This window comes from Algoriphagus aquimarinus (assembly GCF_007997215.1).
Taxonomy (GTDB): domain Bacteria; phylum Bacteroidota; class Bacteroidia; order Cytophagales; family Cyclobacteriaceae; genus Algoriphagus; species Algoriphagus aquimarinus_A.
Window position 1 is genome coordinate 39,536 of record NZ_VORW01000006.1, and the last position, 12,712, is coordinate 52,247.

The 12,712-nt window shown below is 40.6% G+C and carries 8 protein-coding genes and 1 pseudogene; 4 read left to right on the forward strand and 5 right to left on the reverse strand.

Going from position 1 to position 12,712, the window contains the following annotated elements:
- Positions 1–86: 86 nt before the first annotated feature.
- Positions 87–1,376 carry a M20/M25/M40 family metallo-hydrolase gene (locus tag ESV85_RS11520; protein ID WP_146917725.1) on the reverse strand — a complete coding sequence of 430 codons (1,290 nt, stop codon included), beginning with the start codon at positions 1,374–1,376 and terminating at the stop codon, positions 87–89.
- A 63-nt stretch (positions 1,377–1,439) separates the two neighbouring features.
- On the opposite strand from ESV85_RS11520, the pseudogene ESV85_RS11525 reads away from it, so the two are divergent.
- A pseudogene (locus ESV85_RS11525) lies at positions 1,440–1,574 on the forward strand (NAD(P)-binding protein); the annotation flags it as partial.
- Positions 1,575–1,872: 298 nt separating this feature from the next.
- On the opposite strand, the gene ESV85_RS11530 reads toward ESV85_RS11525, so the two are convergent.
- Positions 1,873–2,259 (reverse strand): hypothetical protein, encoded by a 387-nt coding sequence (locus tag ESV85_RS11530; protein ID WP_146917727.1) that lies wholly within the window; start codon positions 2,257–2,259, stop codon positions 1,873–1,875.
- A gap of 454 nt (positions 2,260–2,713) precedes the next feature.
- Between ESV85_RS11530 and ESV85_RS11535 the strand changes: the two genes are divergently transcribed.
- Both ESV85_RS11535 and ESV85_RS11540 read left to right on the forward strand, forming a co-directional pair.
- Entirely contained in the window at positions 2,714–3,580 is an 867-nt protein-coding gene (locus tag ESV85_RS11535) for an alpha/beta hydrolase (protein WP_146917729.1), read from the forward strand.
- A gap of 248 nt (positions 3,581–3,828) precedes the next feature.
- Entirely contained in the window at positions 3,829–4,011 is a 183-nt protein-coding gene (locus ESV85_RS11540) for a hypothetical protein (protein WP_146917731.1), read from the forward strand.
- Between the two features lie 350 nt (positions 4,012–4,361).
- Here the strand turns inward: ESV85_RS11540 and ESV85_RS11545 are convergent, their stop codons facing one another.
- The 3 genes from ESV85_RS11545 to ESV85_RS11555 all read right to left on the reverse strand — a co-directional run bounded on the left by ESV85_RS11545 (position 4,362) and on the right by ESV85_RS11555 (position 11,846).
- Positions 4,362–5,522 (reverse strand): PIN domain-containing protein, encoded by a 1,161-nt coding sequence (locus tag ESV85_RS11545; RefSeq protein ID WP_146917732.1) that lies wholly within the window; start codon positions 5,520–5,522, stop codon positions 4,362–4,364.
- 172 nt (positions 5,523–5,694) lie between these two features.
- Positions 5,695–10,716, reverse strand: a complete 5,022-nt coding sequence (locus ESV85_RS11550; protein WP_146917734.1) for a C25 family cysteine peptidase — start codon at positions 10,714–10,716, stop codon at positions 5,695–5,697.
- Complete coding sequence (locus ESV85_RS11555; protein WP_410488858.1) at positions 10,713–11,846, reverse strand: PorV/PorQ family protein; 1,134 nt, start codon at positions 11,844–11,846, stop codon at positions 10,713–10,715. The genes ESV85_RS11550 and ESV85_RS11555 overlap by 4 nt, the downstream gene beginning before the upstream one ends.
- A 524-nt stretch (positions 11,847–12,370) precedes the next feature.
- Here ESV85_RS11555 and ESV85_RS11560 point away from each other — a divergent pair.
- The gene (locus tag ESV85_RS11560) at positions 12,371–12,700 is read left to right on the forward strand and encodes a PadR family transcriptional regulator (RefSeq protein WP_146917736.1); all 330 of its coding nucleotides are present in this window, start codon (positions 12,371–12,373) and stop codon (positions 12,698–12,700) included.
- The last annotated feature ends 12 nt before the right edge of the window (positions 12,701–12,712 follow it).

Here is a 12,712-nt window from a genome sequence, read left to right on the forward strand (position 1 = left end):
TTCTAATTGATAGGAAGGTGTAGTTACACCTAGTGACTTCAACGTTTAGACTACGCTCAGAGGGGGCATAAATTTGTTGTTGAAACCTATTCTCTTGTAAGACGATACAAAAATAAAGTACTTCTTTTAATCAATTCAGGATACTCTTTCATGTTGATGGTCTCACCCGGTGCATGGGCTCCTCTTCCAGATGCACCTAAACCATCCAGGCAATCTACATAATCAGCTACGAAAGAAATATCTCCCGCACCTCTGCTTCCTGGGTCTCCAGGCTTAACTTCCCCTAAACCCATATCCTGACTTAACTTATTTAATATTTCAGCTAATGCATAATTTCCTTCAGTAGGGATCATCGAGGGTAAATAATCTTTAAAAATTATTTCGGCATCAGTTTGATTTAAATTTCTGTCTACAATCTTCTGCATTTTCACTCTTGCTACTTCTTTTTGCTCTTCCCCTAGGAATCTCAAATCACCTGTGACAAGGGCTTCTCTGGCCACAATATTTGTTTTTCCTAAAGCTTCACCTTTCCCTGTTTCGGAGTTATAACTGATATCTGAACCTCCAATAATTTGCCCAGGATTGAACGTCAAATATTGTTCACCTGCCAATTCTTCTTGGAACTCTGTCAATATCCTTGCTGCTTCATAGATGGCTCCATAACCTACTGATTCACGAAAAACCCCACTTGAATGAGATTGTCTCCCTGTTGTTTTTAATGTCCATCCGCTACTCCCTCTTCTTGCTACTGTAGCAATGCCAAAACTTTGGGTAGTTTCAAATCCCAAGGCAAAATCATGTTCTTTTGCTCTTGCGATAAAATCCCTTCTGGAAAGTTCTTCGTCTCCGGAACTTTCTTCATCTCCCGTGAAGTAAACAGTGACAGTTCTGTCTTCTAACAAACCTAAATCATGAAGAGCTTTGAGACTGGCAAATGCCATAACATCTCCGCCTTTCATATCATTGACTCCTTGCCCTGTGGCTGTCGAATCATTTAGGAAAGTAAATGGGGTAAATGGCATATCCTTCTCAAAAACTGTATCCAAATGCCCGATTATAAAGATTTTCTTTCCTTTTGTTCCTTTTCGAGTCGCAATGAAATGGCCTGATCTTTTGACTTCCGCAGGAAGCTTGAGCCATTCTGTTTCAAATCCTATTTTTTGAAATTCTCGCTCAAAAACCTTTGCAACTGCTTCTACTCCCTCTGCATTTAATGAACCGGAGTTTATATTCGTAACCTCTTCCAAAAGAGCAACTGTTTCCTGATAGTTTTTTTCTACCTCAGCAATCAGGTTTTTTTCGGCTTTGGACAGGGTTTGTGCGAAAATAGATGACATTAAACCTACTAGGACAAACGTTAAGACAATTCTTTTCATAAGTGAAAATTAATCCAAATGTTGGAGAAATGGCTAAATTATGCCCCAATTAAATTAAATCTAATGGCCAATTTTAATATTGACGCAAAACAAGAAATGACCTATGATGCGATTGTCATAGGGTCAGGAATCAGTGGAGGTTGGGCTGCGAAAGAACTTTGCGAGAAGGGTTTGAAGACTTTGGTGCTGGAGAGGGGGGATATACATAAATGATAAAAAGAAATTGTGGGTAGAAAAAGGTATTTCGAATTGGGGATCCGTTTGCAAAGCAGTGCTTTTACCAACTCAATGTTTTTATTATAAAAAAGGACTAAGGAGTCACCATTATTTCTGTCTGAGATTGACTTTTATTTTCATTTATTTCGAATTGTTGCTAACGATTAAATAAAATTTTGAGCGGGAGTAATAGTTAGGTAGGATAGACTATCAATGAATTACAAATTCTACTTGATAGTAAGGTAGGATTGAGCGTTTAAAACAGCATTAGAAAAGCTGTTTAGTGAGAGGCCAGAATGCAGGGTTGGCAATCTAAACCTAGCGGCCTCAACGCATCGACTACGCTCAGTGGGGGATTGTTATTGCTAGCCTCACTACTCTTTATCTCCCCAAATTTCTTGGTGATTTCCTTCCCATAAATGGGTTGAACAATTTGTTTCCCTTTCGGATATGATTTTGCTACATATAAGTCTAAAGAAGAAATTGCGATCTGTATGTGTTCCAGCTCCTGCTCGTCCTTGGCCAAAAGCCTTACCTCGTAGCCCTTTTTATGTTTTTGAGATCCATGTTTTGCAACCTTTACCTCATCTTTAATTCTGAGATTTCCATTCCGTAGAAATATTTCTTTCAAAAATTTGAAAGCCAACTGTTTTGACATTTTCTTCATATAGACTCTAGGTTGAAAATAATAGGTAGTCGCTTAATATTAAATCTTTTATGTGTATTCGCTTGAATGCACGTACCAAAATAATATTTTGAATCCTTTCCCTTCGACTGCGCTCAGGGACCGAATTTAAGCGTAAAATCTAGGGAGAGGGAGAGAATGCGGCACCGCCGCATTCTCTCCCTCTCCCTTTAAGCCAAAATTGACCGGAGGCTGAGCGCCGGTTGGTGAGCTCGTCGAACCAAGTCGAAGCCTGATTGAACATACGTGCAGATATCCGAATACACATTAAATCTTTAAACCTAATTAAAAAAACAAAAATTGACCATCGGAAAATCTGCACGACCGCAAAAAAAGTAAAGGTTATTATACATTCATCTTTATGGTAGATTAATGAATCCATAGTTTTTTGTTCAAAAAATCAAACAGCTACTCAAATCCAAATTCCCCAACCGATATGAAAAAATACACACTTGCTTTATCCTTCTGTTTATTGTTTTCAATAATTGCTTTTGCACAAGACAGTAAGGTTTTTGACCAAATGACAATGCAGAGTAAAATCCTCAATATGGAGCGCAAATATGCGATCTATCTGCCACCCGGATATGAGACGTCGCAGCGCTCTTACCCTGTCTTGTATCTCCTTCATGGAGCCGGAGATGATCAGACAGGTTGGGTGCAGTTTGGAGAAGTCCAACATATCGCTGACAAAGCCATCTTAGAAGGAAAATCCACGGCCATGATCATTGTCATGCCCGATGCCAATACCGGTAAGCGGGGTTACTTCAATGATGTCAACAATGAATGGCGATATGAGGATTTCTTTTTTGAGGAACTGATGCCTGAGGTAGAAAAAAAGTACCGAATCAAATCTGAGAAAAAGTATAGGGCAATAGCTGGATTGTCCATGGGAGGGGGTGGTACATTTTTCTACGCCATGCACCGCCCTGACTTATTTTCTTCCGCTTGCCCCTTAAGTGCATCATTGAGGAATACCACTTTTGAAGAATTCAATCAAGGACTTCAAACCAATAAAACCGAGGTAAAAAATACTGATACCCTTCAAGGCTATTATGACCGGCATTCCGCACTAAGACAAATCGAATTGAATGAATTGGATGCGATGAAATCTGTAAAATGGTATTTTGATTGTGGGGATGATGATTTCCTTTATGAAGGAAATAGCATGGTACATATCGCAATGAAGAAAAAAGATATCCCCCATGAATTCAGAATAAGGGATGGAGCCCATAATTGGACCTATTGGAGAACATCCCTTCCCGAAGTGTTATCATTTGTATCAGATACCTTTCGTCAGAAATAGGCATTAGGTAGATCTAGAACTGTCCTTGTAGGAGAAATTCGTGTTGTTTGAATCCGTGGGTATAGTCAATAGCTTGCCGATAGGCTCGATCAAGGTTTTTACCTCGACTTTTCATTTCTATTAAAATCGTCTATTTCCAAAGCAGATCAATGTAGCCGTCTCTCGCATCCAACTTTTTTACGCGATGTTCGAAAGTTGAAACCCCGTTTGCGGCTTATACCAGACACATTAAAAAAACTCTACTAAAAATGGCTGATACATCCGCTCCCTCATTGGATGTATCAGCCCATTCCTTAGAAAAATTTAAAGCTCTATCTTTTATTTCGTTCCAGCTTAGTGCGATTGTTTTATGGGTCGATGGTTGTGGTGAGGAGAGGGTGGTTGCTAGCGATATTCACCCTAGTAAGATAAAAAGGTCAATTTCAAATTGATAAGGATAGGAAGGTGTAGATACATCCGACTAATGCACGGATCTACACCTAGTTACCTCAACGCTTAGACTACTCTCAGTGGGGGTTGAAAATTCCCTACTTTCGTTTTCGGGAATATTCCATTTTGATACAATTTGAAAAGGTAATTCAGTTCTATATAGCTCTAATTCCTTGGCATAATTCGCTTCTCTTTCAGTTCTCTCGAAAGTAAATAACATTCTTCCAAGATGGTTATAAAGAAACTCAGCAATTATACTTTGTCTTTGATTAAATTTGTTTTTTTTGTTTTCAGTTCAGCAAAAACTGGCCTTTGAATATCAATGTTTAGTAGTTCGTATTTACTGAACTGTTTATTCGTTACGAATACTTGAGTACTTTATTAATAAATGATTTCTCATTTTCTTTAAATTAGCGATTCTATTTCGAATTTCATCCGCTGCTTCTATTTGCTCAGACAAAGAATACCCCAAATTATGCGCATGTTCCTGCATATCAGGGAATTTTTCAGAATTTGAATACATATCATCCTGATACTTATTCATTTCCTCTAAATACTTTTCTTTTTCTTCAAGTGACTTCTGCTGTTCACGAATTTCTCTTTGAAAACGTGAGATTTTGTGCTTTAAGTAATTTCTTTCTTTTAAATTTTCTAAATCAGAATTTTTCAATTCAACAATTTCCTTTACAGCTTCCTGACTTACATTTTCCTGTAAAAATTCTTGTCCGTAAGAAAGAAATCTTTCTGATGAATACATATGAAAATCCACATTTGACTTTTCCTTGATTTCAGAAATTAGCTCTTGTCTTGGCCCCATATTTCTCCCATCTTTGATTTTCCACCACCAATCTTTTTTTCTTTCATCAGTAACCAATAAAACGGGCTTGTTTTTTTCCTTTGCCAGTTCGATAATTTGAGACCAGAGTACTAAATCTCCATATTTTCGATTTCCTTCCTTGTCTTTTTCATCCTCGTAACCGGGAGGAATTTTATTTTTAAATCTCTCTTCTCCATCTTTAAATATTGCATTTAACTTTTCATCGTCATAGAATGCAGTAATTTTTGTTTCGAACAAAATACAAATCTGATCGAAAATTGGGTCAGATTTTAGATAGTCATTATACTTAATTCGAGTAGTTTCTAGTTCCATAGAAACTTCTTCAACTACCTTGTTTAAATTTTCTTGAGTTGCGGAAAGTAAGAAAGGAGGTTTGTTTGCACTTTGTAAATCAGTTTGTATTTGATTTATTTTAATTATATAATCTTTGTAAACTTGTTCTTGTTCAGAAATAGTTTCATATCTATTACGGTTGAATTCCAATGCAACTTGGTAGGGGAGATAAACTTTGTCTTTTAATTTTTCGATTAGTTGGAGAATGATTGACCTCGTCGAATCAGAATATCGATAAAGGTTGAGAAGCACATTTGTATCAAAACAAATTATTCCATTCTCCCATATATTCTTTATTTCCTCTTCTGTTTTTCTGCGGTATCCAATAAATTCATTTTTCATATTCGCTAGATTTTAATAGGAATGTTTTTTTTAAATAGTACCTAACTCGTTTATTGCTTTACCTTTTGTATCTATACTTGCCCGATTTGGTCAAGTATATACACCTTTGGTAACTTTTATTTTTAATCTTACACCAGATTTCTCCCCTCCTTCGTCGTTCGCAATGACGATATCACCTCAACAAATACATCTTCCCATATCCCTTTTTAAATGCCTTGTCTCCGGCGGTAGGTCTATGCTCCATGAACTGGCCGTTTTTGCGGACTAGGACGCGGTAGATATACACGCCATTGGCGAGTTGGTCGCCAAATTCATCCTTGCCGTCCCAAGCGTATTCCGTCAGGTTGTTTCCTATTCGGATAGGACCCAATTCGTTCTGCAAAATCTCCCGGACGACTTTTCCCGTCACAGTCATGATCTGAATCTTGATTTCATCTGGCACTTCCATTCCCGTCACCGTAAAGACAAAGCGTACACTCGTACTGAATGGATTTGGGTAAGGATAAAAATTCGTGATCTGGGATTCGTTGATGACTTCAAAAGTAATCTCATATGGCTCTGAAGAATCCTCATTGACGACGCGAAGGGTATAAATCCCATCTTCCAACGGTCCAGGAATGAGTGAAACCTTGAAGTCCTCATCTTCTGAAGCTGGTGTCCAAGTCAAGTTTGGATTGGAGAAACTTACCCGCTTGAAGTTACAGGCTTCACAGTTCTGCTTCAGATACAAATCCAGCCCAACTGTGTCTTTTTTGTACAATAAGGTTTGGTCATTTTTCAGAAGAGCCGTGATCAACACATTTGGCGAGACGATATCCCCATCCATGATGTAGATTCCATCAAAGTTCACATCCAGCAGTGCCGTAGAATTATCTCCCTCGACGATGAAATAGGAACCCATATCCACCTGATTGTTGCGGAAAGTCTGCTCTCGCTGTATTCTAGGATTGGCAAAAATCTCCAATCTATTCTCACCGGATTTGCCGATGGAATTAAACTCTATCGTAAAGTCAAATGCCTCCCCGGCTTTCAGCGCAGGAAATTTTTTGGAAAAATTCTCTACTTTCTTACTTGTCAGATTGGTCATTTTCCAGTCCACCTGAATAGAATCCAGGAAGTTGTATTTGGAAATATTCTTGAATTGTAGTTCCAGAAGTCCCGTTTCTCCCTCACGAAGGTTGACTTGATCTTTAGCAGATTTCAGGATCAAAACTCCCTCAGGCACTCCCGTATAATTCACCTGCCACTTGTCCAACTGAGCCGGAGCCGTGGACTCGGGATCATTCATGCTGTAGCGTAATTTCAGATAAGGATAAGTTTCTGTGCTGATAAATGACAGGTCCATTTCCATATCATAGGTGTTTCCAATCAAAAGATCCTCTTCGCCATTTTCCTTCACTCCGATGATATCAAAGTAGGTTTTCTCCTCCTCATTGATCCAGTTTCTGGAATTCACATTTTGGAAGAAACGCTCCCACGAGGAAGCTGGACCTACTCGCGGTGTTAAGACAAGACCCGAAGTCAGGTAACCCGCCAGTTCAGTATCGAATGAAAGCGTCTGCTGAGACGCGGGTACTTCCAGATTCTTATTTCCTACGATCTCAATCGCTTCTCCCGGTGACATGCCTTTTCTTCCGTAAAGAATATAGGGATCGCCACTTTTCAATGCTCTAAGAGTAGCTTCACTTGCTCCAAATTCCTTCAACTTCTCTATTGCTATATCAGGCCAAGCTTCGAAAGTCACATTTCCCACAGAGAAAATAACCACGTAATCACCCGTTTTCACATTGTTCACATAATCCTCAAGCATCCTTTGTCCAGGCGTGGTGATCCAAGAATTTTGAATACTTTGAATCATCTGTGGTACCCGACCACAAGCCCGGGAATCCAGAATATCGAAGCCCGGAACAGGAATCGCCAAGTACGGCATCAGGCTCTTTTGCTCAAAAGCCACCAATCCCAGCGAGCCATTTGGACACAAGCGGCTGTTGGCATTGTTTACGTTATCGATGATTTGAGGAATCTGATCTAGGTAAAACTGGGTGTTTCTAAAAGACAAGGTATCTACTCCCGCACCCACGGTAAAGACTTCGATTTTCTCCTGTATATCCAGGTATTTCCATCGCCTGTCCGAATCAGAGATTTCCAAATTCGTCAGTTGATCCTCATCGAGTTGATAGGTAGTTCGCTGCGTCCATCCTTCCGGTCCGGCAGGAATGTAGGAGAAACTGGAATTAGTCCAGGCATCTGTCTCACCAGGTTTGGCTTCTTGGAATTTTGATCTCCAATAGAACGTAGTGCTATCCGAAAAAGCAGTCAAAGGCAATGGCATCTCTGCCAATCCCCGAGTAGTGATACGAACCTCTTTACGGTAAGCAGAATTGAACCCTGCAGCTGTATCTACTTGGATGATTACCGTTCTATCTACAGTGCTTTTGCCCGGTACCTGCGCGATCAGTTTTGTACTGCTTTCATTGACAATTCCATAATTGAGCGGATAGAGATTGAGCGTGCCACTCAGCGGAATAAACTTGGTGAAGGTGACCGTATTGTTCACAAAAGTCATCTCCTCCACGTCCTTGTTGGAGTTCACCTCTATAGTAAAGGTGTTATCTCCGGCAGAATTTCTACCTGTATTCGGGATATTGAAAAAGAGAGAATCAATTCTGGCGATGTATGGAATCTTCACTGGGGAAAAAGACTCAGTTGTACCATCAGGAAGTTTTCTGGTTACTTTGAATTCTATGGAGTCGGTATTCACCCTTCCTATATTTCTCAGCACAAAACTCAGTTTCAAGCTGTCCGAAAGTACCGAGACTGGAATCTCATCAAAACTATCCACTGAGACTTCCTCCACATTGATAGTATAGTCAGCCTTGTCCGCAGGGAAAATTCGCAAACCTGGATCACCATAATTGATCATCTGCTCCATATGAGAATATGCCAGAGGAGCCTGACCAAAAACTTCAACATATTCCTCCTCAGCTTCTCGCTTCACTTCTCCAAGTGTTCGATAAATGAGCGAGCTGTCGGCAAACGCCTTTTTGTAAAATAAATCAGAATATCTACGGAGATAAACATCTACTCCAATGGAAGAATTGGCTATCACTGAGATAGCGCCTTTATCCGGTGTAATTACCCAATCTTCCCCTTGGGTATAACTATTACCATAGGCACTTCCATAATCGCAGCCATTAAACAACATGACGGGATACTTTCCTTTATTCTGATAATTCAAAGTAGGATCAGACGCAAATCCAATCTCTATATCAATCACAGTAGGAGCTCCATGTCCAAAAAACGTGAGCATCGACCTTCCTTCATTCAGATCTCCCGTGATGTCGATCACTTCTATAGTAGAATTTGACCTCTTGCGGTAAGTGGTCACTTTTCCTCCCAAATAAGGCCCTTCTGCAATAGTTTTGAAGCCATTGAGGAAATTATAGAATCGCTCCAATTCAAATTCAGATTCACCGCCAGAGAGGTGAATCAACTCTTTTTGCCATGGCTGGGAAATCCCAACCGCATCTTTTTCTATAGCCTTGCTGAGGTAATCTGCTAACTGCTGGGCATTTCTAGCTGGAATTCTTCCCACAGCTAGGGCAGGAGCAAAGGGCTTGGAAGGATCAAGACCGAGCGTATATACGTTGTCTGAAAATGGAAAACCTCCAGCAGGAATCAAGTCTTGGAAGCTAAATGCTGCAGGATTATTTCTGTAGTAATAAGTCACTCCGCCAGCACGACCAGTGGAATAAATTGCCAATGACCTGCCCGCAAACAACATATGGGTTGGTTTGTGAACCGGGTAATAGGCTCTCAAAAACTCATAAATCGCTACCGGAGAATATTCTCCATAGGCAAACTGATTATACAGATCCTCCACTTTTACCGTCAGCGTGTCAAATCCCCCACCTGCAGGCGAAGCTCTGTGATCGGCGTAGGCTTTCAGTGGATTGTCGAATTGCGTTGTTGCCTGCTCCAGTACCTTATGTCCTACCAAAATATAGTTGGCAGCTTGAGCTAGGTAGTTTCTAAATTTTACCGACTCCAGCTCTGAAACCGACACGATGTTTTCCTGATTTTGTACCCAAACTTTACTGGAATCATTAGCCACTGCAGATCGGAAGGCTAGCGTTTGTGCACTGGAAGTAAGCTGTACTTTCTCTGGATTGCTAGGATCTGAAATCTCCAAAGCAGCATAGGTGCCCGAAAGCTGGGAAAGTTGAATGCGTTGATTTCCAGCAGGTGAAATGAAAAGTTTCGAGGTGAAATCCCCAGCGCTTACATTATTCTGAAAAGTGATTTTGGTGAAAGCTACAGATACATTGTCAGTGGACTCTGATCCTGCTGCTTCGAAAGAAATTACTATGCTACCATCTGAGTTGAAATCAGACATTGACAGATTGATCGATTGCTGAGGATAATTGAATCCTGCGAAATTAATTGTAGTAAGCAGTCTTTGATTGGTCGCCGTTGGGCCTGCGTAGATTCTCGTAGTATGGGCATTTTCTGATCTGCCCACCAAACCAAACTCCAGTTTAGCCAGTCCGGAATTCGCCATTGCTCCTAACTTATCTAGGGTAATACGGCGAGTATTGCCCTTGCTGATCACAGCCGACATCCAGCCTTGTCCCAGATCAAACTTAGACAATCTAAAACCCAGCGTATACCCAACACCCAGTGAATATTGCTCTCCCAGAGCCAGCAACTTTTCAGAAGCATAGCGACTAGCTAGCGGCAAAGCTACTTCAGGCGCAGTTCGCAGATTCATTCGCTTTCCGCTTTGACCGTTGGTGATAGTCAGGAAAAAAGCGGTGGTGTCAGAGCTCGTGTTAAAGTAAGGATTTGGTATCTGCTCAAAATCCGTGTAAAGCAATTTGTCGAGCGTTCCGTCATTTCTCATTCCGAAGAAATCTATGTAATCGCCCGTGTCAAACTTCCCGTCATTTTCTCCTTCTATGTGAATCGCAACTTCTTTTCCCCGGTGATAAAGTCTGATGTTCCTTGGATCAAGGTTGCTCAGATTGATGCCTGAGTTGCTTAGTGTAGTTGCTGATATGCGGTGAATGCCATCCGTAGCCGTTGGTATTTTGTAGTAGGTTTGGTCGTAATTGTACCAAACTGCTTGTTGGGCTAGTGATACGTTGGCAAGCATGAGGAATGCCAGAAAAACGAAGAGTAGTCTTTTTATCATTTGTCTGTCCAGCTTTTAAATTTCCTGAAGTCAGGATCCAATTTTTCCAAACTTACCTTCACACTAAACACGTGCGAATAGGGAGTTTCAGATACATTCCCAATGTCTGAAAGTGCGTAATCGATCTGAAAACGCTCGCTTATAAAGACACCTATTCCCATACTGGGCTGCATATTCAAACTTTCTTTGCCCTGAAAATCCTTGATGTATTGGAAGTTTCCGATGCCCGCACGAATGAAAGCTATATTCTGAAAACCTGCCTCCAACCCAAACCTAGGATCGATACTGAGCAGGGGAGTGCTTACTACAGTATTTCTTTCCCCATCAAAAGTCATATCCAGATCCAGTGTAGTAAGTAAAGTGAACTGCTTTCCGATAGTCCAATTATAAGCAACACTCGATATTGCCCGTGGCAAAGTCAACTCTACTGAATTGACAGGGATTTCATTATCTGTCTGTGCATAGATCTCACGAACCAATTCCGCATTATGAGACCAGGCATTGAACGTGGTCGTGATATCACGAACCATCAAGCCTAGTGTCAATTTATCTTTCACGTAGATTCCGCCCACATCCAGCCCAAAACCCCAAGCTTGAGCAAACTTCCCTACATTTCTATGGATGACCTTGGCATTCATGCCCACTTTGAATTTATCCGAAAGATCTCTCGCGTAGCTTAGCAGCATCGCGTAATCCGCAGCATTGAAGAACTGAATGTTATTATAATTCAATGCTCCATTGGCATCGTAGAGGAATCTAGTATCTGGGATATCATCTACGCCGAAGCGAATCAGCGAAACGGCCACCTGACTTTGATCTTTGACAGGAGTGGTGAAGCTTAGGTAATCGTATTGCGCCACGCCAGCAAAATACTCCGAGTGCATCAAACTGAATTCATATTTGTGCTGAACTCCCATCAGTGCAGCAGGATTCCAGTAAGCCGCTGTTACATCCCGCACCGCTGAGACCTGAGCTCCGCCCATGCCTAGCGCCCGTGCACCTACTCCTATACTTAGAAATTCATTGGAATACTTGGGCGCCAAATCCTGCGAAAGCAGCTTAGCATGACCTGTCCAAAGTGACAGTAGTATTAGTAAGAAAAAAAAATGACCCTTGATTCTATATTTCACAATCCAAAATAAACCATTTTATCAATCCTATTTTAATTCAAGCCTGTTTTAATAGTATGAATATACGTAATGATGCCGTTAGAATTATATCTCTGGATAAGTAGAGTGCTGGAAGATCCCATACTTTCTGCTAAGCAGGAATACAGTATTTCTGGAATGAGCCAAATCCTATGTTGTCTTTATATTCTGCTATAGGATAAATGAATCTTAGAATTTTATACTAATCAAGCAATTTGCTGTCCGCTTGCGTACATAAATATGTTCACATTTTTAACTTTTTAAAGAAACAGGGAAGAGCTGATTTTTCTGGAATATTTTTTTTTCTGACCCTCATGGAAAAGACTAAACCTCGATTTAGAGTAATTAAGCTACTTTTTTTCCTTACAATTCTATACCTACTACCTGTTTATTGCAAGGAATTAGGTTATACAAGGTAGCTTGGAAAAGATTGGTATCATTTTTCTTTAGATAGGGTAGAAGGGAATAAGAATGTCCCCAACTATTGAAACACAAATCACCTAACAATGAATGTCGCCAACACACAGATTCAAATGCGCAAAGGACTCTTAGAGTTTTGCGTGTTACACATCATTTCCCGAGGCGAGGTTTATACTTCAGATCTGATCGAAGAGCTTACCCAGGCTCAGATGATCGTGGTGGAAGGCACGCTGTACCCGCTCCTTAATCGTCTGAAGTCTGCCTCATTGGTTGAATATCGCTGGGTAGAATCTGAATCGGGACCTCCGAGGAAATACTACTCCATCACGGAAGAAGGAAAAGCCTTTCTGGGCACACTTTCCATCACCTGGGATTCACTAGTCAATTCCACCCTTCTAATCACCTCAAAGAATTGATTATGAAATCGA

What these genes read in the sequence shown, in the direction of transcription:
- ESV85_RS11520 (WP_146917725.1), bottom strand. Translation starts at nt 1,376, where the DNA reads ATGAAAAGAATTGTCTTAACGTTTGTCCTAGTAGGTTTAATGTCATCT.
- ESV85_RS11530 (WP_146917727.1), bottom strand. Translation starts at nt 2,259, where the DNA reads ATGAAGAAAATGTCAAAACAGTTGGCTTTCAAATTTTTGAAAGAAATA.
- ESV85_RS11535 (WP_146917729.1), top strand. Translation starts at nt 2,714, where the DNA reads ATGAAAAAATACACACTTGCTTTATCCTTCTGTTTATTGTTTTCAATA.
- ESV85_RS11540 (WP_146917731.1), top strand. Translation starts at nt 3,829, where the DNA reads ATGGCTGATACATCCGCTCCCTCATTGGATGTATCAGCCCATTCCTTA.
- ESV85_RS11545 (WP_146917732.1), bottom strand. Translation starts at nt 5,522, where the DNA reads ATGAAAAATGAATTTATTGGATACCGCAGAAAAACAGAAGAGGAAATA.
- ESV85_RS11550 (WP_146917734.1), bottom strand. Translation starts at nt 10,716, where the DNA reads ATGATAAAAAGACTACTCTTCGTTTTTCTGGCATTCCTCATGCTTGCC.
- ESV85_RS11560 (WP_146917736.1), top strand. Translation starts at nt 12,371, where the DNA reads ATGAATGTCGCCAACACACAGATTCAAATGCGCAAAGGACTCTTAGAG.